20 protein-coding genes are annotated in these 25038 nt (G+C 54.7%); 11 read left to right on the top strand and 9 right to left on the bottom strand.

The features are described from left to right. Positions 1-22: 22 nt before the first annotated feature. Positions 23-1546: a lipopolysaccharide biosynthesis protein gene (locus AEAC466_RS42900; RefSeq protein ID WP_023460195.1), complete on the bottom strand. Its 1524-nt coding sequence runs from the start codon at positions 1544-1546 to the stop codon at positions 23-25. Continuing rightward, complete coding sequence (locus AEAC466_RS42895) at positions 1543-2469, bottom strand: glycosyltransferase (protein ID WP_023460194.1); 927 nt, start codon at positions 2467-2469, stop codon at positions 1543-1545. Before AEAC466_RS42895 ends, AEAC466_RS42900 begins: the two co-directional genes overlap by 4 nt. Before the next feature lie 487 nt (positions 2470-2956). On the opposite strand from AEAC466_RS42895, the gene AEAC466_RS42890 reads away from it, so the two are divergent. Both AEAC466_RS42890 and AEAC466_RS42885 read left to right on the top strand, forming a co-directional pair. Beyond that, positions 2957-3982, top strand: coding sequence for a glycosyltransferase family 2 protein (locus AEAC466_RS42890; RefSeq protein WP_023460193.1), 1026 nt, complete (start codon positions 2957-2959; stop codon positions 3980-3982). 276 nt (positions 3983-4258) lie between these two features. Continuing rightward, positions 4259-4549, top strand: coding sequence for a hypothetical protein (locus AEAC466_RS42885; RefSeq protein WP_023460192.1), 291 nt, complete (start codon positions 4259-4261; stop codon positions 4547-4549). Between the two features lie 52 nt (positions 4550-4601). Here the strand turns inward: AEAC466_RS42885 and AEAC466_RS42880 are convergent, their stop codons facing one another. Beyond that, positions 4602-5621, bottom strand: a complete 1020-nt coding sequence (locus AEAC466_RS42880) for a glycosyltransferase (protein WP_023460191.1) — start codon at positions 5619-5621, stop codon at positions 4602-4604. Between the two features lie 351 nt (positions 5622-5972). Between AEAC466_RS42880 and AEAC466_RS42875 the strand changes: the two genes are divergently transcribed. Next, positions 5973-6386 (top strand): hypothetical protein, encoded by a 414-nt coding sequence (locus AEAC466_RS42875; RefSeq protein WP_023460190.1) that lies wholly within the window; start codon positions 5973-5975, stop codon positions 6384-6386. 50 nt (positions 6387-6436) lie between these two features. Here the strand turns inward: AEAC466_RS42875 and AEAC466_RS44685 are convergent, their stop codons facing one another. Then, entirely contained in the window at positions 6437-6841 is a 405-nt protein-coding gene (locus AEAC466_RS44685) for a VanZ family protein (RefSeq protein ID WP_023460189.1), read from the bottom strand. A gap of 435 nt (positions 6842-7276) precedes the next feature. Here AEAC466_RS44685 and AEAC466_RS42870 point away from each other — a divergent pair, with 435 nt between their 5' ends. The 3 genes from AEAC466_RS42870 (at position 7277) to AEAC466_RS42860 (ending at position 10986) form a co-directional block, all read left to right on the top strand. Continuing rightward, entirely contained in the window at positions 7277-8344 is a 1068-nt protein-coding gene (locus tag AEAC466_RS42870; protein ID WP_235074371.1) for a calcium:proton antiporter, read from the top strand. Positions 8345-8572: 228 nt separating this feature from the next. Next, the gene (gene galE / locus AEAC466_RS42865) at positions 8573-9553 is read left to right on the top strand and encodes a UDP-glucose 4-epimerase GalE (protein ID WP_023460187.1); all 981 of its coding nucleotides are present in this window, start codon (positions 8573-8575) and stop codon (positions 9551-9553) included. Positions 9554-10164: 611 nt separating this feature from the next. Beyond that, entirely contained in the window at positions 10165-10986 is an 822-nt protein-coding gene (locus AEAC466_RS42860; protein WP_023460186.1) for an IclR family transcriptional regulator, read from the top strand. On the opposite strand, the gene AEAC466_RS42855 is transcribed toward AEAC466_RS42860, so the two are convergent. From AEAC466_RS42855 to AEAC466_RS42835, 4 genes are all read right to left on the bottom strand, one after another. Further along, positions 10954-13086: a malate synthase G gene (locus AEAC466_RS42855; RefSeq protein ID WP_023460185.1), complete on the bottom strand. Its 2133-nt coding sequence runs from the start codon at positions 13084-13086 to the stop codon at positions 10954-10956. The genes AEAC466_RS42860 and AEAC466_RS42855 overlap by 33 nt on opposite strands. 134 nt (positions 13087-13220) lie before the next feature. Next, positions 13221-13466: a hypothetical protein gene (locus AEAC466_RS42850; RefSeq protein WP_023460184.1), complete on the bottom strand. Its 246-nt coding sequence runs from the start codon at positions 13464-13466 to the stop codon at positions 13221-13223. Between the two features lie 412 nt (positions 13467-13878). After that, complete coding sequence (locus tag AEAC466_RS42840; protein WP_031239617.1) at positions 13879-14811, bottom strand: UDP-glucuronic acid decarboxylase family protein; 933 nt, start codon at positions 14809-14811, stop codon at positions 13879-13881. Between the two features lie 96 nt (positions 14812-14907). Then, entirely contained in the window at positions 14908-15969 is a 1062-nt protein-coding gene (locus tag AEAC466_RS42835) for a mannose-1-phosphate guanylyltransferase/mannose-6-phosphate isomerase (RefSeq protein WP_031239616.1), read from the bottom strand. 192 nt (positions 15970-16161) lie between these two features. Between AEAC466_RS42835 and AEAC466_RS42830 the strand changes: the two genes are divergently transcribed. After that, on the top strand, positions 16162-17325 hold the full coding sequence (locus AEAC466_RS42830; protein WP_023460180.1) for an AGE family epimerase/isomerase: 1164 nt from the start codon (positions 16162-16164) through the stop codon (positions 17323-17325). A gap of 70 nt (positions 17326-17395) precedes the next feature. After that, positions 17396-19636 carry a glycoside hydrolase family 3 C-terminal domain-containing protein gene (locus AEAC466_RS42825; RefSeq protein WP_023460179.1) on the top strand — a complete coding sequence of 747 codons (2241 nt, stop codon included), beginning with the start codon at positions 17396-17398 and terminating at the stop codon, positions 19634-19636. A 4-nt stretch (positions 19637-19640) separates the two neighbouring features. On the opposite strand, the gene AEAC466_RS42820 is transcribed toward AEAC466_RS42825, so the two are convergent. Beyond that, complete coding sequence (locus AEAC466_RS42820) at positions 19641-21194, bottom strand: amidase (RefSeq protein ID WP_023460178.1); 1554 nt, start codon at positions 21192-21194, stop codon at positions 19641-19643. A 112-nt stretch (positions 21195-21306) separates the two neighbouring features. On the opposite strand from AEAC466_RS42820, the gene cysQ reads away from it, so the two are divergent. The 3 genes from cysQ to cysN all read left to right on the top strand — a co-directional run bounded on the left by cysQ (position 21307) and on the right by cysN (position 25020). Beyond that, positions 21307-22086: a 3'(2'),5'-bisphosphate nucleotidase CysQ gene (gene cysQ, locus AEAC466_RS42815; protein ID WP_023460177.1), complete on the top strand. Its 780-nt coding sequence runs from the start codon at positions 21307-21309 to the stop codon at positions 22084-22086. Between the two features lie 91 nt (positions 22087-22177). Beyond that, the gene (gene cysD / locus AEAC466_RS42810; RefSeq protein ID WP_023460176.1) at positions 22178-23092 is read left to right on the top strand and encodes a sulfate adenylyltransferase subunit CysD; all 915 of its coding nucleotides are present in this window, start codon (positions 22178-22180) and stop codon (positions 23090-23092) included. Then, positions 23092-25020, top strand: coding sequence for a sulfate adenylyltransferase subunit CysN (cysN, locus tag AEAC466_RS42805; RefSeq protein ID WP_023460175.1), 1929 nt, complete (start codon positions 23092-23094; stop codon positions 25018-25020). Before cysD ends, cysN begins: the two co-directional genes overlap by 1 nt. Positions 25021-25038: the final 18 nt, after the last annotated feature.

The raw sequence follows: 25038 nt of genomic DNA, 5'->3' as shown, positions 1-25038 counted from the left end.
GCGAGCTCAGCGGACTGCGTATTCATTTTCGACGCTTTGCGAATTCGACCAAACCCATTAGACGATTTCGGGCAAAAACCAACATCACAGCACTATAAATCAAAGCTCCAGCGCCAATTTCAATGAGCAATTTCCATATCGCATTGAGGTCGCCACAGACATAGCTCGCCACAGCCACCGCAACCACCATCAAAGCAACGCCGATCAAAGGTGCGGAGACGGCTGTAAGATAGTCTTTTAATTTCATGTCTATAAGTTTAAACGCAAATACCAGCAATGCGGGAGAAAAGATTATGGATTTGGCAAGCAAACCATAGCTGAATACCATAATACCAAATTTAAAACTGAAGAGAACGGTTAATGCAACAGCAGCCCTATCGAATATATTATACCACATCCACCACTTCGCCTTTCCGTGCCCACGTATGACGGCAGATTGCAAGGGAAGGAGACTGTCGAATATGCCGATAACACAATATAGTTGCACTATACTTATTGCTGTTCTCCAATGCTCCCCAAACAGCAAGGGAATGAGTTCATTCGAAACAAGCGCAATGCCTGCGAATGCGGGGAGAACTATTGCATTGGTGGCAAATGTCAGGTCCAAAAACAGCTTCTTGCCTTTCGCTTGATCGTCTTGCAGAGACGCCATCAACGGATATGCGACCGTCCCTATCGGGCCAGGTATCAGGTCGGCGATCAGCTTTGTAATGCGCGTGGAAAAGCTGACAAGACCGAGTCCTAAGGTCCCGATAAGGCTTCCGATGAGAATTTGGTCAAGATTTAGCATGGTCAACATGCGGCTCGCGGAGGCGAACACGCCAAAATGGGCCAACTCTTTTATCTTGGATCGATCAAAGTCGAACCCAGGCCTCCATTTCACTGACAAAATCGTGCCGGCGAAGGACACGATCGATGAGGCCAACTGAGACAAGGCGAGCGCCCATATCCCGAAACCCATCAACAATATGCCTATGCACAAGACGGCGGCAACAACCGAGGCCGCTGTGGTGCGAATTGCCATGGCCCGGAACGACATTGTCCGGGACAAAATCGCGCTCGGGACACAATTGCTCAGGTCGAAGATCACCTTCAGCCCGACCACCGGAAGAAGAACCGCCAGCTCTTTTTCGTTGAGCAGCATCGAAATAGGCCACGCGGCCCCGACCAGAATGAAGTAAATCAGGATGGCCGATCCAAGACATAGCCAAAACACCGCATCCAGATGCTTCTTGACCAGCTCCTTGCGCTGGACAAGCGCATCGCCGAACCCGGCAGGTGCAAAAGCATTGGCAAAGCTGGTAATGCTATTTGCAAAAGCAATCAGGCCAAACTCGACGGGATGCAGGTAGCGGGACGAGACCATGAAGACCGCCATGCCGATCATGCCTGGCGCGAAACTATTGATCGAACTCCACACCGCTCCAAACGCCGCCTTACGTCCGTGGCCAGACGTAATTTGCGCGTATTCAGAGTCGACGGCCGGATCTTCCGCGGACGAGGTCGCGTTGAGCTGCGGCAGCCTCGAAGTTGGCAACTCGGTCATCTATTCTCTTCCTGTCCATACTGGACAATTTCTTTACCGCCAAAAAGGCCGTTTATTGCGCCAAGATGCAACAAGCCCCTTAGCAGACTTTTATTGAAACGCGGGCGAGAATAGCTACTGAGCACGGCTGCGCACGCGCAAAAAAGTGCCTTTGAAAAGGTCACGCCCAGAATCGAGAGTTTGCGCGGAAGCGATGGAGCAAGCGTTTCGACGATCAACCGACCATGTGTTTGTCCGGCTCGAAATTTCCGCCGCGCCAACCAACTAAAGCTGGCTCGATCCACCGGTACGGGCTCCCTGACAACGGCTGAGGGCGCATAGGTGATTTTCCCGCCATCCTTGAAAACACCGTAAAAGAAGTGCGTGTCCTCACCGCCACTCTTGCCGCGTCCGAGATCAAAGCGACGCCCAACGATACTCGGAGCAGCAAGGTTCAACAGAACATTGCAGGTGTAACCTGTATGAATGATTCCCTTCACGAACACCGGATAGGTCGAATGCGTATCGCCAGCCCTTATCCAATCCGGTGCAGTATCCGGATATACGGCTTCCACCGGCCCCAGAACAACGGCAGAATCCGATGCTCTAGCTTGGGAAATCATTGCATTCAGCCACCCAGGCGTGACCGTTTCGTCGTCATCTACAAACAGACAGTAGCCCCCGGACGCCTCATCAAGGCATGCATTGCGCGCAACTGAAATATTATGAGCCGGCGCGTGCAGGTAGGTCAGGTTAAGGTTGAGACCGGCGGCATGATCGCTGATTGTCGCCTGCGCTGTCGGCCGCACGTCGTTGTCAGCGACAATAATCCTCATCCTCCATCCATCTTTGATTTCGAGCGTTGACAGTGACGTCAGAGTGACGAGCACATGTTCACGTCTATAGGTACAGACGCAGATTGATACGTGCACGTCGTCGGTCATTTATTAAGTCTGTTATCGGGGACGGAGGAGATTGAATTGATCTGATATTAGATAATAAAGTCGAAATATAAAGCGAATTTAGCGAGTGGATTGTTTTAATTTACGCTAAAAGACTTGTTTACGCTAAAAGACTTGCGCATGGGAACAAATTTGCGTCGCCCACCTTCTGTTCCATCCTATCATAAGAAATAGCCCTTTGTGCCCCTATGCATTCCGGCCTTAGCGTGGCGTGATCATTGGCAAGCGTATCTAAGCCGAAACATGCGTCTTGGCGAGATGAAAAACCGATTGGGCGCCTTTACTGAAAAAACCACAATTCCCGGATAAGGCAGGACCGCGACGCGCTCACAGCCAAGTTAGCAGCCCGAATATCGCTGGCAACCTTTTTTGGCAGCATTTTTCAAGTATCCGTTATAGACACTCCCTAATATAGACCGTTATACGGAGCAGTTGCAGACGTAGCTGAAAGCATGCAAAAATACCAGCCATGAACATTGCCGTCATCATAGCCTCATATAATGCATCAAGCACTATTTTCAGAGCAGTCTCTTCGGCGTTGAAACAGGAGGGGGTTACTGAGGTCATCGTCGTAGATGATGCTTCCGCGGACGATACTGTGGGCGTAGCGCGCACCGCCGACGACAGGTCAGGCAGGTTAAAGATCATTCAACTCACCGAAAATCGTGGCTGTTCACATGCCCGCAACGTGGCCATAGAGAACAGCACAGCACCATTCATCGCGGTGCTGGATTCGGATGATTTTTTCTTACCTAATCGCTTCAAAGTTTTTGAGACCCTGACCAATTGGGACTTAGTCGCCGACAATATATGTTTCGTTCCTGAAGACGGTTTTTTGGACCGTACAGAACTGAACATCCAGAAATTTGATCCGAGCTTTACAAAAATTACGCTGGAAGACTTCGTCACCTCCAACATCTCCCGACTGTTTCGACCGAAGGCGGAGCTCGGATTCTTAAAGCCCGTTATGCGACGGCAGTTCCTTGACGATCACGGCATTCGCTACCTCGAAGGCGTAAACTTCGGCGAGGATTACGATTTATACAGTCGGTGCTTGGGCCACGGCGCGAGTTTTTACGTCACCAGTCACTGCGGCTATGTCGCAATCGAACGAACAAACTCTCTGAGCAGCACCCCCAAAACCCATGCTCATCTCGTTCTGGTTCAAATAGACGATGCACTCATTGAAATGCCGAATCTGCACTCACAAGCTGTCAAGGCGATTAGCCGGCACAGAGACCATTCTGCCCGAAAATACAGGCTTAGAACCGTCCTAGACATAAAGAAAGGCGACGGCCTGGGCAACGCACTCAAACAAATGCTTACAAGTCCGACACATTTTATCGAGATCAGCACAGACATCTTGATAGATAAGGCATCGGCGATCTTGCCAAAAAAGAAAGCGGATTCGGGCACACGACCACTTCGCTACCTTCTCGACGGCAACAGACACGCACAATACCCGACCCAGACAGTGCCTCTCGAGACGCTTTAAAACCTTAGGTCACAAAACGCTGACGGCGGGAAATAGGTCGATTCAAGACAAGACCGCCAATTTAATCTTTAAAGTTGAAAATCTGGACACGCCTATGAGTGCGTTTACGGCCGACATCGCCCCCGTTTTCAGTGGGCGCTTGCCGTTGCATGGACTGGCGATTTCTTAAACGGCCGCAGCCCATTAAACAGATGTTTAAGAGTTAACCTTACATTTTTCTCCAGCGTTAAGCATTGATAGGTATGCTCCATTATCCAAACAAGAGAAAAGATCAGTATGCCAAGCGTCGCAAAATCCGCCGTAAGCTTTGACCACGATGTAGATACCACCACTTTGACCGGCGAAGCCTCTGTCAACGAGCCTCCCCATCTGGCAATGGTGAGCGACGCCAAAGCTTATATTGGGAATGTCTCCGCTGTGCAAACAATGCAGCAGCAGTTGGTTCAAGAATTCGCCAGCCTGCCAGAGCCCGACGTTGGCCCTAAATATCCGGCGAAATTCGTCTTGGCCGGCGTCGTTGTCTTCTGTGGCATTTTTTGGGTAGTTGTCGCGAAACTCATCTTTTAGACTCGGCGCACAGGCACGCGGATATCGTCGGGTATTTACTCCCCAACGGCTATTATTCAGCTTGACACGCCACCTTTTTCGCCGCGACCACCTCCATCAACTGACCATACTGATAGGCCGGATTAAGCGCTTCACGTCGCGCATATTCGAGGGCACGCGCAGACAGCTGCTCATAAACGTTTACATCCCTCCATATCAGTTTTACGGATCGTACCCAATCTTCGATCGGTGCATCTCGTGAGATTACCACTCCACCCGGCCCTATTGCCTCCCCAAGTCCGCCGCAATCGGATCCTATAACAGGAATCCCGCTGCAATGCGCTTCGGACGCAACCCGCCCCCACGCTTCCTCCCATTGACTGGGCGCCAGCAAGATTTTCGTCCGGGCATAAATATCCCGCATGTCGTTGGAGCGGCGGACCAAGGTTACGTTTTGCAGCCCTGCAATATCCCGGTTGATAAGATCCACGCGCTCGTCTGGCAAGCTCCAGCTTTCGACAAATTGAAACGGGACCTCCGGACAAGCCGTGGCAATAGCCAAAGCCGTTTCATAGCCCTTTTCAATATTGGGGTTGATAAAGGTAATCATGTCCTTTGGGCCATCGGTGGCATACTTCTCCACCTCAATCATGGGCGGAATAACGACGCTTCGAACACCCGAAATTTTTTGATAAAAGTCTGACGTGTAGTTGGAATTTGCAATGAAAGAGGTGTTGCGCAAGCTGCCCGGATTACCGCCTAAAAGCTCGTATTCCATGTGCCGAAAATAAAGCACGGTTGCGACGCCCTGCGCTTCCATAGCGCGCGCAATAGCTACGCTGCCATTACCCTGCGCAAGAACAATATCAGGCTGGAAATAGGACACCACGTCTTTTGCTGAGCCTGCCACGTCCCACGAACGCATCGTTAGATGCCCCATACGCCGGTCGATAGCAAATTTCCGCCTAAAGAGCTTCATCTGGAATTTTGCGCCAAGCCCAAACGCCCCTCCACCGTAAAGCTGGCAAGTGAGGGCCGCGTCGTTGCCGTTGGAAATACAGCGCGCAATCAGCGCGGCCGTACTATTTTCCATGCCTCCATTCTCTTGAGGTGGATAACCGTTTCCGTTCGCGAAAAGTATTTTCATACCGTCCATTCTCCATCGGTTAGCGCGTGTGCAAAAGCTGTGAATGCACGATCCAGTCGCCGATTGGGATTACGTGGCGCCAATTCTACGGACGCACTAAACCTACTTATGGGCGACGTTGACGCCGATGTCCAGACATGGACTGGCTTCTATATTCCCGCAACTATTCGTTAACTGCCCTTGCGCGCGCGCCTAAATGTCTTCAATAGACATTTCTATATTGCACTGCGTGGGGTGCATACGCTTAATAGGCGTATTATGAGCGTGCGGGTTTTGGGACACAGGGCGATACCTTCAATGAAGCCGATAATTTGGAGCAATGCGCCGCTCATATTGACATTCTTGGGGCTTACGGCCGCAGCTGGCACGATAGGCTATTTTGCAATTGTAAAAAGGGATCCGGCCCAGTCTCAGCTTGAGAGGCTGGTTAAGCAAAATCTACCAAACTCAAAGAACGCCATATTTAACAACATCGAGGTATTTGTACTCGCTGACGGGTCAAAAGCCATGTGTGGCGAAGTCAAAACGAAGGATGGATCAGGGAAGTATGGCCAATATAGGCGGGTCATCGCAAAGCCGAAGATGGTCATAGCCGAATTTACAGATACCTATGATACGACCTTCGTACAGGCCTGGACAAATACGTGCATTTATCACTACGCCAATCCAATGACCCCGAGTGCAATGGAAACGGATTTGAGCGCCGAATAGCAGGCAAACCAACGGGTATATTTATTCTCCTTGCCAGCGTCCGTTCAGAACTAGCCACGCTTTGCGCGTTCCCGTCGCCAGTCACCCCTTATACGGCGATGATAAAGGCGAGCAAAAATAAGCGGTAATAGCGCCATGGCGACGCCAAAAGAATCGGCCACCCAGTCGGCAAATTCAGCATCTCGTCCTGTAAGTCCTTGAATGATTTCAATTGCCACTCCAAAAAGCGAACAAAGTCCGCCGATATAGAGCTTGGGGACTCTTGGCGCCGCCATAAAGAATAATAGGGTCAGACAGTAGAAAGCCAGAGCATGGGCTTCCTTATCGCTCAGGAAGAAAAAGCGTTCATCGCCCTGAAAGGGCCCAAGGGTTACGATGCAGACAGCGAGCCACAGCAGGACGAAAATGATCCGGAAACATAAGAGTAAGAACCGGCTGGCCTTGACGCTTAGCATTACACTCTCCTGACACCTATAAATTCAACGGCGTCAATACCGCGCCAAATCCAAGAAAAACCATATCCCACAACAGCTTGTCCGGGCGATCCTACAACCAATTTTACGCATATTGCTACGCGACAATGTCCACAGCATCTCTATTTCAGAACAGCTTCAAACGCATGACGCTGGCCGCAGATATTTAGTGGCTGCCCTGTATCGGACTCTGCCGTTGACAGTTCTGCCAAAGAAACCTTGGTCAACACTATATTTTGCACGGAGTTTTTTCTAAGACATTCATTCCGCACGCGTATTTCCATAATTTTATTGTGCCCAATCTGGGTTGCAGGCCTTAGGCTTCTCGTCAACGGAAACGCCAGAAGGACTACAAACGAACAGGCGGGCCATATTGACAATTGCCTGATCACTGTCGTCTAAGAATTTATGCTGCATATGCTTAAACAAGAAAAGAACCTGCTGATCGGCGCGCTTACAGCGCTAATCGCCTTCACCTTTGAACACACTATCCTTGAAATGGGACAGGCGGCCTCTCTGATCGCCGCCTCTGTCTTGGTCGTCGCGATCATTATGGTATCGCTACGCGTCGCTCATCATGCCGAGGTGCTGGCCGAAAAATTCGGCGAACCCTACGGCACCATGATTCTGACCCTTTCCGCCGTCCTGGTCGAAGTCATCATTCTGGTGATGATGCTCAGCCACACATCGTCTCCAACATTGGCGCGCGACACCATCTATTCGGCAGTCATGCTCGACATGAATGGTATATTGGGCCTCGCGGCGATTCTGGGCGGCCTCCGTTACGGCGAACAGCCGTACAATGTCGATTCCGGCAATACGTATATCGTCATGATACTGACAGGGATGGGCGTCTCAATGATTGTCCCGGAATTCATTCCGAACGTGCACTGGCAGGCCTATTCCGTCTTCACCATCTTTATAATGCTGATCCTATATGGCAGCTTTCTGCGCTTACAAACAACAAAGCACAGTTACTTCTTCAGCTATACCTATGCCGAAACCGGTGAAACAAATCACCATCGCGCGGGAAGCGCGCGCATGTCGGGGACCTTATTGGTCGTCGGCGTGGTATTGATCGGCGCACTAGCCGAAGTCATGGCCAAGACCATGGACCATGGCCTTACAGGCACTGGAGTGCCACCCGTTGTGGCCGCTATTCTGGTGGCGGCCATCTCGGCGAGCCCGGAAATACTGACCGCCCTACGCGCCGCTCTTGCCAACCGCATGCAGCCGGTGGTCAATATTGCGCTGGGCGCTTCGTTGTCGACCGTCATCCTGACCGTGCCAGCCATCGAGATCATGGCCCTGATCAACAATCATCCCGTCACCATGGCGCTAACCCCGGTCCAAACCGTTATGACCTTCCTGACCTTGGTCGTCGCCGCCATCAATCTGCATGACGGGGAAACCAACGCCATTGAAGGCGCCACCCATTTCGTTCTGTTCGCGACCTTCCTCATGTTGTCTCTAATGGGGCTGTGATCGAGTTCCGACAATAGGTTTTCGGGCGGCCACTACCAGGCCTAAGCCCGAAAGGAAATTGACGAAACCTCAGACGAAAACCCTAAGGACGCGCCAAATCGTTGTTGGCCGGCCTTAAGACATATTAACATCCGTCCGCTATTTTCTGTTCGCATTTGCGACATATTCCCGATAGATATATCCCACTTACGGGTGGGGGACACTCTACGTACTTAATTCAGGGTTCCCATGACTGAGGCTGTTTTGGTTGCTGGCGGCGCCGGCTTTATTGGCGCACAGACCTGCAAAGCGCTGCATAAGGCGGGATACCTGCCTGTAACACTTGACAGTCTGGTTACCGGCTACAAATCTGCGGTGAAGTGGGGGCCGCTCATTCATGCGGATCTGCGCGACAGAGCTGCCGTTCTCAATGCAATAAAAACCTATGATATCAAGAGCGCCATTCATTTTGCCGCATTCAGCCTGGTCGGCGAGAGCACGCGCGAACCCGCCAAATATTATGATAACAATGTTGGCGCTGCCCTGGCGTTTACTGAAGCCCTCATCGAAGGCGGCGTTGATGCGCTGGTCTTTTCTTCCACGGCAGCGGCCTACGGCACACCTCAAACCTCGCCCATCCCGGAAACGCATCCGCTTCTGCCCATAAATCCATATGGCGCAAGCAAGGTGGCCTTTGAACAGGCGCTGCACTGGATGAGCGGCGCACACCCCCTGCAATACACAATCTTGCGCTATTTCAACGCCGCCGGCGCCGACCCCGATGGCGAAATCGGCGAGAGCCATGTACCGGAAACGCACCTCATTCCACTGATTTGCCAGGCCGCGTTAGGAAACGGTAAGCCGTTGACCGTCTTTGGGTCGGATTATGACACGAAGGATGGCACCGCGATCCGTGACTATATACACGTCGTCGACCTAGCAAATGCCCATGTCGCAGCGATAAAGCGGCTGCGCGCCGGTGGCGACAGCCAGGTTTTCAATGTCGGGACAGGTGAAGGCGTGACTGTCCTCGAAACGCTGCAAACAGCCGAACAGGTTATGCAACGACCGGTGCCGCACAGCTTTGGACCTCGTCGAACCGGTGATCCAATCGCTTTGGTGGCCGATGTTGGTAAAATCCGCGGAATGTTAGACTGGACGCCGGAACACAGCGACTTGCCGAACCTGATCCGGACGGCAATGCGCTGGCAGCGAGACAAATTGTATTAGGGTGTGTTTCTAAAGGTGTGGTGACGCTTTAGGATAAAAAGCACGTAAAAAGCTAGACCTTGCGGACGCTCATCTGGCAAGACACTCGAAATGAACGCGTTATGCGACAGATGCCAACCGCGTCGCTTGCCACTATTGCTGATAATAGTGACGGCGTACTTTTTTAACGCGATACAAGGGCTTTGGCGCAGGTAAACCCATACGGCTAGCCAAAAAACCGGCAATTTTCCAGATAATTAGCTTAACACGCCAAACCACAAGCGGCGTTTCATGCCCGATATATGCCATAAGATGCGCTCCGTTCTCAACCGTGCAATTTTATGTTGTTGCACCGCAACATGGCAACAGTGCGGCCTAGATATAAGGATTTTATAAAACTAAGACGGCCCAGCCACTGTGGGCGGACTAAGGGTACAGGGGGCATAGGGCCCAAGGTTAAGGCCGAAGATATGAAACCCGCGTAGGCGCAGAAGCAATCGCTGGTCAACGTGAAATATTTTTCATTTTTGCCGAGCGAATGCTACCTTGCACGTTCAATGTATCTATGAATCGATAAGATATTTTTCAATATTTTATAATTAGCGACGCACCTTAGAAAGTCCTTCGTCACGATGAAAGTCATTACTGAGCCGCAGCGCCGTCCGCGCGGCCGTCCGCGTGAGGACCTGTCAGACACCAAGACAAATCAGTCGCTGGAAAAGGCGCTTGGGATACTGAAATCACTGTCCGACCACGATGGCCTCAACCTGACAGAGCTTTCAGAGGCAACCGGCTTGCCCCCTTCAACCACACATCGCTTGCTTGGCACCCTGGCCGCTCATAACTTGGTGGCCCACGATGAGGCGACGCAAAAGTGGTCGATCGGCATCGAGGCCCTTCGTATCGGTATGGCCTTTCAACGCCGGAACCAGATTTTGATCGCAGGACGGCCCGCGATGATCGAATTGATGGAAGTGACGGGAGAAACGGTCAATCTGGCCTTGCTCGACGATTTCCAAGTTGTTTTCGTATCGCAGATTGAATGTCACGAACCCATCCGCGCCTGCTTCCGCATCGGGGAACGGCGCGCCCTGCACGCCTCCGGCATCGGCAAAGCGTTACTCGCTGAAATGCCTGACGCGCGCCTCAAACAGTTTCTGCAACGTCCTCTGCTGCGCCTGACGGACAAAACTATAACCGATCCCGACAGGCTACACGACGAACTGAGCCATATCCGCCAACAGGGCTGGTCTGTCGATGACGAGGAAGCCAACCCCGGCATGCGGTGCGTGGCCGCGGCGGTCTATAACGCGTTTGGCGAGGCGCACGCCGGCATATCCGTATCAGGGCCGTCGAGCCGCATTACACCCGAACGTCTAAATGACCTCGGCCGCCAGGTGCGCGACACCGCCGCCCGCATTTCAAGCCTGATCGGCGGTCACTTGCTGGCCTGATTTAGCTCTGGCACGGTAGGCATGCAAAATCGCCTCGGTATAACCGTTAGGCTGGGCGCATCCCTTAAACACGAGGTCACAAGCCGCCTGGAAAGCCAAACCGTCAAAGTGCGGCGCCATGGGTTGATACACCGGGTCATCGGCATTTTGACTGTCAACCACACCAGCCATGTGACGCATACGCTCCTGCACCAGAGCTTCGGTTACCAAGCCATGACGCAGCCAATTGGCAACGTGCTGACTGGAAATCCGCAAAGTGGCGCGATCCTCCATCAGCCCCACATCGTGGATATCTGGCACCTTTGAGCACCCTACCCCCTGGTCGATCCAGCGAACAACATAGCCCAATATACCCTGGAGATTGTTGTCCAGCTCTTCCGCGATCTCCGCCGCGGACAGGGCGCGATCAAGCAAGGGTGGCGTCAGGATGTCGTCCAGTGAGGCGGGTGTTCGTCCAGCGATTTCAGTCTGACGCGCATGCACATCGACCAGATGGTAGTGCATGGCGTGCAAGGTAGCCGCCGTTGGTGACGGCACCCAGGCCGTGGACGCGCCGGCTTGCGGATGGCCGATTTTCTGCGCCAACATATCATGCATATGGTCAGGTGCTGCCCACATGCCCTTGCCAATCTGGGCATGACCGGGCAGACCGCATGCCAATCCTATGTCGACATTTGCGTCTTCATACGCCTTGATCCACGGCGCCCCCTTGATATCGCCTTTTCGCATCACCGGTCCCGCTGCCATAGAGGTATGAATTTCATCACCCGTCCGGTCTAGGAAGCCGGTATTGATAAAAAAGACACGGTCTTTGGCCGCCGCAATACACGCCGCCAGATTGACCGTCGTACGGCGCTCCTCGTCCATGAGGCCGATCTTCAGTGTTTGAGCCGGCAAATTGAGAGCCTGTTCGGCGAAGGCAAAGGTATCGACGACGAACGCCACCTCATCCGGCCCATGCATCTTGGGCTTGACAATATAGGCAGATCCCGCGCGGCTGTTCGTTCCGGCGTCATGGCGAGCGATCAGGGCTGTTACCATCAGGTCGATCAGGCCTTCCGGAACTGGCTTACCCTCTGCATCGCGGACCGTGTCGCTATACATATGCAGGCCAACATTGCGGCTGAGCATCAAACTGCGGCCAGGTAGTATGAGTTGCCCGCCGTCCGGCGTCATATAGACCCGGTCCGCATTCAGACGACGCGTCACGGGGCGGCCCGCCTTGGAAAAGACGTCCGTCAATCTCCCGGTCGTGAGGCCCAGCCAGTTACGGTAACAAACAACCTTGTCAGCGGCATCGACCACAGCGACACTATCCTCCATATCCATGATGGCGGATAAGGCGGCCTCGACGATGAGGTCGGCAACACTCGCCGGATCGGTGCGACCTATGGCATGGTTCCGATCGATGACGATGTCGATATGCAAACCGTTGTGACACAACAGGATCGAACTCGGCTGGTCGGCGCTTCCGTTAAAACCAACAAACTGAGCAGGGGTTTGCAACGGCGCACCGTCGGCCGTCAGGCGGCCATCCTGACACCTGTAGGCGGTGACGTCGGCATGGCTGAGGCCATGTAACGGCACAAATGCGTCCAGCCACCTCTTAGCCTGGCGCCTAACGGCCGCACCCCGATCTGGATCATAATCCCCCGTGATAACAGCGGCCAATGCATCGGTGCCATAGAGGGCGTCATACAGGCTGCCCCAACGGGCATTGGCGGCGTTCAGGGCATACCGAGCGTTCGAGACCGGAACGACCAGTTGCGGCCCGGCTAAGTCGGCGATTTCGATGTCGACCGCTTGGGTCGCAACTGAAAAGGGTGCTGGTGACGGCCGCAGATAGTCGATGTCCGCAAGAAAGCGTTTGTATGCCGCTGGCTCGAACGGATTAGCCCCGTGCCAGGCGTCGATCTGATCTTGCAGATGATCGCGATGTTGCAAAAGCCTGGCGTTGGGTTCGCTGAACCTGTTGAGCAAATCCGCCAGCCCCGCCCAGAACACGTCCGCCGGCAGACCTGCACCCGGCAGCGCTTCGTCCATAATGAAACGATGGAATATATCGGCGGCGGTATAACGTCCGAAAGCGACCTGAGGCATGACACATCCGTATCTGAAGTAAGAACCCCAGATTAAGACCACATACGTACAGGGTCAATTTTTCTGAAAATTATTTCCAGCTCCAAAAATAAACAATAAGCTATTGAAAAGAATTATGAATTTATTTTTCGAAATTAAATAGCGGGATCAGCATTACCGTCGTAATGAATCCGCAGCCCGGCCTCACGTGCCGACTGCAAGCTATGAATAGCCGTTATACGCGGCACAAGATCCAGGTTTTTAATCGGGCGTCCGTCTATATCGTACTGATGATCTCCGACATTGAAGGCGGCAGGATTGCGTGGATCTTTACGAACCTGCAGCGGTTGCTCCAGGCCTTCTACAACGACCCATGCGCTGTCATATAAGCGAATTCCCATGCGAACCTGTCTAACCCTCATCTAATAAGAATGTTCTAGAGTCTTAAGGCTGCCACTGCAATAAAAAAGCCCTGAACCCGAAAAGGATAGGTTGCCGGCAGATATCGCTCTCTTGTCGAACCATACCGTGCGATCGTCTCGGCGCCCCCCAAAGTGCGCCAAGACGACACCTTCGCAGCCCACTTCGCCCCCCAGCGAAACGAACTGCGCAGTTGCACGGAAGCCATCGACGATGAGGCTTTCCCCGAAAGTCAGCATAGCAAAAAGGTCGACACAATTCGGCCCCTTTTTACAACCTCTACCTCCGGATGTGAGAAACAATATAGCAATATAACGGACTTAGCAACGATCCGGCCAATTGGTTTGTGTCTTTTTTCTGGCGGCGAAATAGCCAATGTCACCTATCATCGCCTTAAAGCGTGCGGCGGAAATAATCAACTGTGCGCCTTAATCCTTCGTCAAGCGAAACGGTTGGCTGCCAGTCAAGCTTGGCCTTCGCAAGGGTAATATCAGGCTGTCTTTGACGGGGATCGTCAGCCGGCAGCGGCATATGAACGAGGTCAACCTGCGCGCCCGTATGTTCAATGACTTTTTCCGCCAACGCCCGCATGGTAAATTCCGACGGATTTCCGATATTTATGGGGCCGGTTACGTCGTCCGGACTATTCATCAGGCGAATCATGCCCTCAATCAGGTCATCGACATAACAGAAACTGCGGGTCTGTGTGCCTTCACCATATAGTGTAATCGGCTCCCCGCGTAGGGCCTGAACGATGAAGTTGGACACAACACGCCCGTCCTCCGGGTTCATGCGTGGTCCATAGGTATTGAAAATCCGCATGATCTTGATCTTCACGCCATGCTGACGATGATAGTCCGAAAAGAGAGTCTCCGCGCACCGCTTCCCCTCATCATAGCAAGCCCGCGGCCCAAGGACATTGACACGCCCCCAATAGCTTTCCGTCTGCGGGTGGACCTCTGGGTCACCATAGATTTCACTGGTCGACGCCTGAAGGATTTTCGCCTTTGTACGTTTGGCGAGTCCCAGCATGTTGATAGCCCCAAGGACACTCGTCTTCGTGGTCTGAACCGGATCAAATTGATAATGAACCGGAGACGCCGGGCAAGCCAGATTGTAGATCTCGTCGACTTCCACATAGAGTGGGAAGGTGACGTCGTGCCGCAACATCTCGAAATTTGGATTTGCTATCAGATGCGCGATGTTTTGCCGTCGTCCGGTAAAAAAGTTGTCGACGCACAGAACCTCGTGGCCCGCGCTGAGCAGGCGCTCGCATAGATGAGATCCCAGGAAGCCGGCTCCGCCGGTTACCAATATTTTTTTCACTAAATCCCCATTTCTACTATTTGCATCGCAGCAATCCGTCTTTGTTTCCTTACGATATGGCAATACCCGAATCAACCGGGCATCACTCCTCAAAAGTCATCGCTCTTTGCGCTGCTTGGCGGCTTCTGCGGCCAGCTTGACGTCTTGCGCGCGGGAGATTGGCGCCACCAATATGCCCGACGGCGTGGAAATGACCATGATATCGGAGAGGCCGATAATCGAAACCACTGGTCCAGAATTATGCACCAAGCAATTTTGAGCGTCGATCAAAATGGCTTCGCCGGTGACGTGATTCGCGCGCTCATCCTTTTCCCCCAACCGCCACAATTCGGCAAAGCCGCCAACATCCGCCCAGCCGATGTCGCACGGAACGACCGCCGAGCGGGAAGTGTTTTCCATGACCGCATAGTCGACGCTGATGGACGGAACCTGGCCGAACGCCTCTTCATCGAGATGAATAATCGCGCCGTCGCGCCGGGCCTTGTCGTAAGCATCCTTGCAGGCGGCCAAAACCTCAGGCGCATAAAGGCTCAATTCCTCCAGCATGACCTGGGGTGAGAACAGGAAGATGCCGGCATTCCAGTCGTGCTGCCCCCCCTCTACGTAGCGCTGCGCTGTTTCGAGATCAGGCTTTTCCCAGAACTTTTTGATGGCGAAAATGCCATCCGACAAAGTCTCACCACGTTCGATATAGCCAAAGCCGGTCTCAGGATGCGCCGCCTTGATGCCGAAGGTGACAATGCGTGTCCGGGCTGTTTCGCTGGCTGCCACCACAGCTGCATGGAAGGCGTCGGGCTTGGTAATGACATGATCAGCCGGTACCAGCAGAACCAGAGCCTCAGGATCGATTTCGCGCCCACTCAAGGCTGCAATGGCGGCAACCGCCGCCGTATTGCGGCCGAACGGTTCGAGAATCACCGCTTGCGGAACCTTGCCAATAACCGCCAATTGCTTGTTAACGAGGCTAGAATGACTTGCGCCGCAAATCGCCACAGGTGCCATATAATTTTCGCCACCCAGTCGCAACGCCGTTTCCTGAATCATCGTGTTCGGCGTCGCCAAGGCATGAAATTGTTTAGGCGCCGCAGGAATAGACAGGGGCCACAGCCGAGTGCCGGAACCGCCTGACATTATTATCGGAATGATTTTACTAGCCATGAATGCTTCAGCCCTTCAGAGGAATACGAGCGATAAAGCATTTCCATGGCCTGACGTTAGATTTTTTTTCGATGCGGTGGCGATAACCTCCTAATAAAGAGAATATAGCGACCATACTGCCTCAAACCGAACTGCATTTTTACGAATTCCGACCTAAGCCGGCACCTCTTCTGCATCTTTCGAGATATCCCTATGACCGACATCGCCCAGAGCCTCCACATCAAGCAGCACGACCTGCGCCAATGGCTGTTCAATCACGCCTTGCCTATCTGGTGGGAAAAGGGCGGTGATCGCGAAAAAGGCGGCTTTTTTGAAAAACTCAATCTCGACACCACGCCCGACGATATCAACCGGCGCACACGCGTGGCGGCCCGTCAGGTATTCTCCTACGCTCTGGCCCAGCGCATGGGTTATACCGGCGAAACCGCGGCGGCCGTAGATCAGGGTCTTGCCTGGTTGAACGGGCCGGCGCGTAATCCGCAGTCGGGTATGCTGTATGCCGTTCTAAAGCCCGACGGCACAGTCGTGCGAGGCGAATTCGATTTTTATGACCACGCCTTCGCCATGCTCGCCTATGCCTCAGCCTTTCGCGTGCGCCCACAGGACCGCGCACTCGAATATGCCGCCGTAGCAATCCGCGACACGATCGTCGCCACCTACTCCCATCCGGTCCGCGGCTTCGAGGAATCAAACCCCCGCACCTTGCCGCTAAAGACCAATCCACACATGCACATGTTCGAGGCGTGCATCGCCTGGATCGAGGCCGGTGGCGATAAAACATGGCACGACATTGCCCAGATGATCGCCGATCTGTGCATCGACAAGTTCATTCATCCGGAAAATGGCTCCCTGCGTGAGTTCTTCGACGGCGACTGGAACCCGATGATGGGGGAAATGGGGCGAATCATCGAACCCGGCCATCAGTTTGAGTGGGCATGGCTCTTTATTCGTTGGTCGCGCATATCCGGCAACGCCAAATATATGAAAACCGCCACGCGCCTTATCGAGATAGCCGAAGACGCCGGCACGGATCCAGAGCGCAATGTGACCATCTTTGAATTGTGGGATGACTTCTCTGTCAAGGATGCCAAGGCACGCCTATGGTCTCAGACAGAACGCATGAAGGCCTATACCGCGCTGGCTCAATCGGCCGACAGTGATGAGGCGCGCCGTACGGCTGTGGTCAAGGCCGTAGAAGCCAGCGCGGGCCTACAACTCTACTTCAACACCGAAGTCGTGGGCCTTTATCGCGATCGCATGAAACCCGATGGCACCTTCGAAATAGAACCCGCCCCCGCCAGTTCCCTATACCACATCATCTGCGCCATCGATGAAGTCAGTCAGTTGATCGCCTGATTGAAAAAGCGGCTTCCCTTGAAAGCGCTTCCAATGTAGCCTGCCGTCAACGACACCTTGAGGAAACGCCATGAAACACCCGATCCGCAGCGGCCTGTTGGCCACGGCCTTGCTTGCTTTCGCCTCAAGCGCGGCATTGGCGCAGATACAGCCGTGGATGGACACGTCCAAGTCGCCGGAAGAGCGAGCGGCGGCGGCCGTTTCGGCCATGACCCTCGATGAAAAATTGGGGCTGGTCATGGGCTATACCGATCCGGAACAACTCGTCAAAGAGCCGGATGAGGTTGTCTCGGCGCAGATAAAAGCCGACGTCGTCGCCCACCATATCAAGGGGTCGGCCGGATATATTGCCGGCGTTCCCCGCCTCGGTATCCCGGCGCAGTGGCAAACAGATGCGTCGATTGGCGTACGTGTGGCCGGCATGGAACGCACGGCCCTGCCCTCGTCGCTCGCGACGGCGGCCTCATTCGATCCGAAAGTCACCGAAATGGGCGGCATCATGATCGCCAATGAAGCCAGGGCGTCGGGGTTCAACGTGTTTCTGGCCGGCGGCGGCAACTTGGCTCGCGAACCGCGCAATGGTCGAAATTTCGAATATACCGGCGAAGACCCTGTCCTGACCGGTGAAATGACCGGCGGCCTCATTCGGGGCATCCAATCGCGCCATATGGTCTCGACCATGAAGCACTGGGCGGTGAACGATCAGGAAAGCCAGCGCACAACTGTGGACGCCCGAATCAGCAAGCCCGCCATGCGCCAGTCGGACCTTTTGGCCTTCGAGCTGATCTATGATCTGTCCAGTCCCGGATCCGCCATGTGCGCCTATAACCTGGTCAACGGTGACTGGGCCTGCGAAAACGATTATTTGAATAACCAGGTGCTGAAGCAGGACTGGGGCTTCAAAGGCTATGTCATGTCCGACTGGGGCGCCGTGCATTCATCTTCCAAGGCAGCCAATAATGGCCTCGATCAGTTTACCGGCTATCCCTGCTGTGGACACCATGGTGCCTTCTTCTCGGCCAAAACGCTGAAAGCCGATATCGCGTCCGGCGCCATTGCCATGTCGCGCATCGACGATATGGCGCAACGCATTCTGTGGCCGCTGTTCGCCAAGGGCGTGGTCGATGATCCTGCAAAAGTGGGCCCGATCGATTTCAACGCCAGTGCTGCGGTTGCTCAGACAGCCGCCGAGCAATCGCTTGTCCTTCTGAAAAACGAAAATGACCTGCTGCCCCTCGCCGCGTCTGCAAAAACGATCGCCATGATCGGCGGCCATGCCGACAAGGGCGTCATTCAAGGCGGTGGCTCATCAGGCGTCACGCCGATCGGGGGCAATGCCGTCGTAGGTCTGGAACCCAAAACCTGGCCAGGACCGGTGGTCTACATCCCCTCGTCGCCGGTCGCGGCAATGAAGACCGTCAAACCGGATGCCACTGTTACCTATATCAGCGGCGACAATATCAAACAGGCCGCAGCACTTGCCAAAAAGAGCGATGTCGCCATCGTCTTTGTCACCCAATGGATGGGTGAAGGCATAGACAATCCGCTCGAACTGCCCGGCAATCAAGACGCGCTGGTCGCCGCTGTGGTGAAAGCTAACCCCAAGACCATCGTCGTCGTCGAATCCGGCGGCGCCATCCTGATGCCTTGGGCCAACCAGGTTCCGGCTATTCTGGAGGCCTTTTATCCGGGCAGCCGCGGCGGCGCGGCTATTGCCAACATTTTGACCGGCAAGGTCAATCCGTCCGGTCACTTGCCAATCAGTTTTCCGGCATCTAACGCCCAACTGGCCCACGCAGAGATACCCGGCTTTCATAAGCCTGACGGCATCAAGGTGTCGATCAGCTATGACGAAGGCGCGGCCATAGGCTACAAATGGTATGACGTCAAAGGCTTCAAGCCGCTTTTCGCCTTTGGTCACGGCCTCAGCTATACGCAGTTCAACCTGACAAACCTGAAAGCCGAGTTAGCCGGCTCGGACGTAAAGGTGAACTTCTCGGTGAAAAACACCGGTAAGGTCTCGGGCGCCACGGCCGCCCAGGTCTATGTGTCGGCCGAACCTGCGGCCGGCTGGGAAGCGCCCAAACGGCTGGGCGGGTTTGCCAAGGTCAAGCTGGAACCAGGCGCCTCCAAGACCGTTGAGGTCAAGATCGATCCGCGTCTGCTGGCGACCTACGACGAAGCCACCAATAGCTGGGTTATAAAGGCCGGCACCTATCATCTTAGCCTGGGCGAAGCCTCGGACCGCCTGTCAACCGCCACCGACATACAATTGCCCGAGACGAGATTTAGCGCCGTACACGCGCGCTGACGCGTCACTTCTTGGCAGTTCGTGCGCGCTCATAGGCATAGCCCACCTGCAGAAGTCGCGCCTCGCTCCACTTCGGGCCGATAAAAGACAGCCCAACCGGCAGTCCCTGAACCGTGCCCATCGGCACCGTGAGGTGCGGATAGCCGGAAACGGCCGGAAGCTGAGTGGCCGACGGACCGTTATATTGATCGCCGTTGACCGTGTCCGACATCCAGGCGGGACCATAGGTGGGCGCAACCAGAACGGAGACAGAGTTGGCTTTCAAAAGATCATCCAACCGGGCCGCTGCCCTGGCCTTGGCGCCAACGGCCTTGAGATAGACGGGATCATTCAACCCGGTCGTCAACTGCGCGCGCTCAAACAACTCCTGTCCAAAATAGGGCATTTCCTGTGCCGCGTTCGCGGTATTGAATGCGATAATGTCAGCCAGGGTTTGGGTCTTGACCGTCGCCGGTGTAGAGGCGAGATAGGTATTCAGATCGGCCTTCAGCTCGTACATCATGATGTTCATTTCATCGTCGCCGATGTCTGAAACGGAACTGTCCTTGATGTCGACCAAGACCGCGCCAGCGCCCGCTAACGACTTTAGCGCCGCCTCGAAGACAGCTGTTGTCTTGACGTCCTTGCCGACTTGGTCGCGCAGAATGCCGATGCGTACGCCTTTCAGGCTGAAACCCGCCAACTTGGCTGTGTAATCCAACTTATGAGCATCCGCTTCGCCGGTGGCGGTATCCGCGGGGTCGCGCCCAGCCATGACGCCGAGCATCGCTGCCACATCGGCAACGGAGTGGCCCATGGGCCCAGGTGTATCCTGGCTATGGGAAATCGGCACAACATAGGTCCGCGACACCAGCCCAACCGTTGGCTTCAACCCGACCAGGCCTTCCATCGACGATGGGCAGGTCACGCTGCCATCGGTTTCCGTTCCCACCGCCAGGGGCGCCAGGCGCGCCGCGACAGCGGCGCCCGAACCAGAAGACGAACCGCAAGCCGTACGGGCGTGATCATGCGCATTCGCCGTCAGCCCGCCCGTGGCGCTCCAGCCACTGACCGCACGTGAAGAGCGGATATTGGCCCATTCGGACAGGTTGGTCTTGGCTAGGATGATCGCGCCGCCATTGCGGAGATTGGCAACCACCGGCGCATCACGATGGGTGATATTATCCTTCAAGGCAAGCGAGCCGGCCGTCGTCGCGATAGGATCGGCCGTCTCTATATTGTCTTTTATAAGGACCGGAATCCCCATCAAAGGGCCTAGGGCTTTGCCCGCTTTACGCGCCGCATCCGACGCCTTCGCCTGAGTGAGCGCGTCAGGATTGACTGAGATGATCGAATGGAGGTCGCCGTCCTTGGCTTTGATCTGGTCCAGCGCCGCCTGGGTCAAATCGGCGGACGTATATTTGCCCGCCGCCATATGCGCCTGCATGTCGCTCACAGACACTCCGCCTGTGAGGTCAGCCATGGCTATGCTATAACCGTCAGATCGAACGACCGATTTCTGACAGGCGCTCAGCAAGATCACAGACGTCAAGGCAACGGCGAGCGTTCGAACGCGCATGATAATGTCCCCAATTTCTCGTGACTTCACTACAGTTTTACGAAAGTGACAAGTGAAACAGTTGCGCTCACGCACAAGCGCGCTATGAAGACCGCCATAACAGGAGGCACCTTTGGACCTGAACCCCATCATGCTGGCTGCCGGCGCAGAGATTATGCGCATCTACGCCACCGATTTTACCGTCATCACCAAAGGCGATGCCTCCCCGGTCACGGAAGCCGATCAAAAAGCCGAGACCATAATCCTTGAGGGTCTGAAGCATCTGGCACCCGGTATCCCCATCATCGCCGAAGAGGAAGCCGCCGCCGGTCGCTTTCCGACAACTGCCGGACGGTTTTTCCTGGTCGATCCGCTCGACGGGACCAAGGAGTTCATATCGAAGAACGGTGAGTTCACCGTCAATATTGCCTTGATCGAAGATGGCAGACCCGTTTTAGGTGCCGTTTATGCCCCGGCGCTTGGGAAAATCTACTGGGGCAGTGTCGGTACGGGCGCGTTTATGGCAGAGGTCATTGATGGCGTTTTGGGTGAAGCGCGTCCCATTCGGGTTCGCAAACCCGAAGGCGGCCTTATCGCGGTCGGTTCCCGTTCACATGGCGGTGCAGAGACGCAGGAATATCTGAAGACGTACGATGTCGCCGATTTCGTGGCGGCCGGGTCATCGCTTAAGTTCTGCTTGATCGCCGAAGGCTCAGCCGACATTTACCCGCGCATGGGCCGAACAATGGAATGGGATACGGCGGCAGGCGATGCAGTCCTGCGCGCGGCCGGCGGGCGCGTGGAAACACTCGATGGACAGCCCCTCACCTACGGCAAGCGATTCCAGAATACCGACGGAGACTATGCCAATCCACATTTCGTGGCCTTCGGACACGTCAGCGTTGGATCATAGATTAGGATTGCTGAACTATTCCACGACGCTTAAACGTTTGTGACGGGAGGGCGGTGTAGCTAGAAGGTGCGTCCGAATTGAGGTTTCCTGTATGACGATCACACCCGAACGCATGACCCACCTGAAACGGCTGGAAGCCGAGTCGATCTTCATCATGCGTGAGGTCGCCGCCGAGTTCAAAAACCCGGTCATGCTCTATTCGATCGGCAAGGATTCGTCGGTCATGCTGCACCTGGCCATCAAAGCCTTTTACCCGTCCAAGCCGCCCTTCCCGTTCATGCATGTCAATACGACATGGAAATTCCGCGAGATGATCAAGTTCCGCGACGATACGGCGGCACGCCTGGGCCTCAATCTGATCAGCCATACCAATCAGGAAGGCGTGGCCAACAACATAAATCCGTTCGATCATGGTTCCAACGTCTTCACCAACATCATGAAGACGGACGCGCTGAAGCAGGCCTTGACCGAACATGGCTTCGATGCGGCTTTTGGTGGCGCCCGCCGGGACGAAGAAAAGAGCCGCGCTAAGGAACGCATCTTTTCCTTCCGGACACAAAATCATGGCTGGGACCCCAAAAACCAGCGACCAGAATTGTGGAACCTGTATAACGCGCGCGTCAAACCCGGCGAAAGCATCCGCGTCTTTCCGATATCGAACTGGACCGAGTTGGATATCTGGCAATATATTCTGATGGAAAACATTCCCATCGTGCCGCTCTATTTCGCCAAGAAACGTCCGGTCGTCGAACGTGGCGGTCAGTTAATCATGGTCGACGACGAGCGCCTGCCGCTCCTGCCCGGCGAAGTGCCCGAGATGAAATCGGTCCGTTTCCGCACGCTGGGCGACTATCCGCTCACCGCCGCCGTCGAATCCGAAGCGGATACGCTGGAAGAAATCGTCGCCGAAATGCTCGTGGCGCGCACGTCCGAAAGGGCCGGCCGCATGATCGATCATGATGAAGCCGGATCGATGGAAAAGAAGAAGCGTGAGGGGTATTTCTGATGAACGCGATTGTTGCGGAAAAAATGGAAACCCAGGCGCTTATCGATTACCTGGCCAGCCATGAACAAAAAAGCCTGCTGCGTTTCCTGACCTGCGGCAGCGTCGACGACGGCAAATCGACCCTGATCGGTCGTCTGCTCTACGACACCAAGCTAATTTTCGAAGATCAGTTGGCGAGCATTGAAAAGGATTCGAAGAAGCACGGCACGGTCGGTGACGACATCGACTTGGCCTTGCTTGTCGACGGCCTTCAGGCCGAGCGCGAACAGGGCATTACCATTGACGTGGCCTATCGTTTCTTCACAACCGATAAACGCAAATTCATCGTTGCCGACACGCCTGGTCACGAACAATATACCCGCAACATGGCGACCGGCGCCTCCAACTCGGATCTCGCCGTCATTCTGATCGATGCGCGCAAGGGCATTTTGACACAAACGCGCCGGCACTCCTTTATCGTGTCGTTGCTCGGGATCAAACACGTGGTTCTCGCCGTCAACAAGATCGACCTGATGGACTACAGCCAGGCTGTATTCGACAAGATTGTAGCGGACTATAAGGCGTTCGCGGCCGATTTCGGATTTGAAACCCTTCAGGCAATTCCCATGTCGGCGCGCTATGGCGACAACGTCCTGAGCCGAAGCGAGAAAATGGCATGGTATGACGGCCCCACCCTGGTTGAGCATCTAGAAACCGTCCAGATCGACCAAGACCTGAGCGACAAACCTTTCCGTTTACAGGTCCAGTGGGTCAATCGCCCTGACCTGAACTTCCGCGGCTTCTCCGGCACTATTGCCTCAGGCACAATTCGTCCGGGTGACGAAATCATCGTTGCCAATTCCGGCAAATCATCGACGCTCAAATCCATCGTAACCTATGACGGGGAACTGCCCGTCGCCGGTGCGGGCCAAGCCGTGACCTTGACCCTGGCGGACGAGATCGACATCTCGCGCGGAGATGTGCTGACCGGCAAAGAGGCACGACCAGAGCTTTCCGACCAATTCCAGGCCCACCTCATTTGGATGAGCGATCAGGAATTGATTCCTGGTCGCACCCTACTGATCAAGATCGGCGCCAAAACGGTTTCAGCGTCCGTGACCGAGATCAAGCATAAGACGGACGTCAACACCTTCGCCAATTTGGCCGCCAAGACATTGAAGCTCAACGAAGTCGCCGTCGTCAACGTCGCCCTTCAGGAGCCGGTCGCGTTTGACACCTATGCCGACAATCACGCCATGGGCGCCTTTATCGTTATCGATCGCGTCACAAACCTGACGCTTGGCGCCGGCATGATCGATCACGGCCTTCGCCGCGCAACCAACGTTCATTGGCAGGCACTCGACGTCAACAAAGCCACACGCGCCGCCGCAAAGAACCAAAAGCCTGCCGTGCTGTGGTTCACCGGCCTGTCCGGCGCAGGAAAATCAACTATTGCGAATTTGGTCGAAAAGAAGCTGCTCAGCCTCGGCCACCATACGTATCTGCTCGATGGCGACAACGTCCGCCACGGTCTGAATAAGGATCTGGGCTTCACCGACGCTGACCGTGTCGAAAACATCCGCCGCGTTGCGGAGGTGTCGAAACTGATGGTCGATGCCGGCTTGATTACGCTGGTTTCGTTCATCTCGCCATTCCGTGCCGAACGCCAAATGGCCCGCGAGATGTTGGCCGACGGTGAATTTATCGAGATCTATGTCTCGACGCCGCTTGCTGTAGCCGAACAACGCGATGTCAAAGGCCTCTATGCCAAAGCCCGCGCGGGAGAAATAAAGCACTTCACGGGCATCGACAGTCCTTATGAGGCTCCGGAGAGTCAACAGCTGACTCTCAATACCGCAACCCAAGCCCCTGAGCAGTTAGCAGAAAAGGTTGTGACCTATATGATTGAGCACGGCCTCCTTGGCGACGGTTCTGACTACATGATCTAAGGCGCCCCAACCAAGTTG

It is taken from the genome of Asticcacaulis sp. AC466, from assembly GCF_000495815.1.
Classification (GTDB): domain Bacteria; phylum Pseudomonadota; class Alphaproteobacteria; order Caulobacterales; family Caulobacteraceae; genus Asticcacaulis.
The sequence above is the reverse complement of the archived record's forward strand: the minus strand, read 5'-3'. Positions and strand labels throughout refer to the sequence as shown.

Coding starts and splice junctions, on each gene's coding strand:
- AEAC466_RS42895 (WP_023460194.1), bottom strand. CDS start 2,469: ATGACCGACGACGTGCACGTATCAATCTGCGTCTGTACCTATAGACGT.
- AEAC466_RS42855 (WP_023460185.1), bottom strand. CDS start 13,086: ATGCCTCAGGTCGCTTTCGGACGTTATACCGCCGCCGATATATTCCAT.
- AEAC466_RS42885 (WP_023460192.1), top strand. CDS start 4,259: ATGCCAAGCGTCGCAAAATCCGCCGTAAGCTTTGACCACGATGTAGAT.
- AEAC466_RS42835 (WP_031239616.1), bottom strand. CDS start 15,969: ATGGCTAGTAAAATCATTCCGATAATAATGTCAGGCGGTTCCGGCACT.
- AEAC466_RS42850 (WP_023460184.1), bottom strand. CDS start 13,466: ATGGGAATTCGCTTATATGACAGCGCATGGGTCGTTGTAGAAGGCCTG.
- cysN (WP_023460175.1), top strand. CDS start 23,092: ATGAACGCGATTGTTGCGGAAAAAATGGAAACCCAGGCGCTTATCGAT.
- AEAC466_RS42880 (WP_023460191.1), bottom strand. CDS start 5,621: ATGGAAAATAGTACGGCCGCGCTGATTGCGCGCTGTATTTCCAACGGC.
- AEAC466_RS42830 (WP_023460180.1), top strand. CDS start 16,162: ATGACCGACATCGCCCAGAGCCTCCACATCAAGCAGCACGACCTGCGC.
- cysD (WP_023460176.1), top strand. CDS start 22,178: ATGACGATCACACCCGAACGCATGACCCACCTGAAACGGCTGGAAGCC.
- AEAC466_RS42870 (WP_235074371.1), top strand. CDS start 7,277: ATGCTTAAACAAGAAAAGAACCTGCTGATCGGCGCGCTTACAGCGCTA.
- galE (WP_023460187.1), top strand. CDS start 8,573: ATGACTGAGGCTGTTTTGGTTGCTGGCGGCGCCGGCTTTATTGGCGCA.
- AEAC466_RS42890 (WP_023460193.1), top strand. CDS start 2,957: ATGAACATTGCCGTCATCATAGCCTCATATAATGCATCAAGCACTATT.
- AEAC466_RS42900 (WP_023460195.1), bottom strand. CDS start 1,546: ATGACCGAGTTGCCAACTTCGAGGCTGCCGCAGCTCAACGCGACCTCG.
- AEAC466_RS44685 (WP_023460189.1), bottom strand. CDS start 6,841: ATGCTAAGCGTCAAGGCCAGCCGGTTCTTACTCTTATGTTTCCGGATC.
- AEAC466_RS42875 (WP_023460190.1), top strand. CDS start 5,973: ATGAAGCCGATAATTTGGAGCAATGCGCCGCTCATATTGACATTCTTG.
- AEAC466_RS42860 (WP_023460186.1), top strand. CDS start 10,165: ATGAAAGTCATTACTGAGCCGCAGCGCCGTCCGCGCGGCCGTCCGCGT.
- AEAC466_RS42825 (WP_023460179.1), top strand. CDS start 17,396: ATGAAACACCCGATCCGCAGCGGCCTGTTGGCCACGGCCTTGCTTGCT.
- AEAC466_RS42820 (WP_023460178.1), bottom strand. CDS start 21,194: ATGCGCGTTCGAACGCTCGCCGTTGCCTTGACGTCTGTGATCTTGCTG.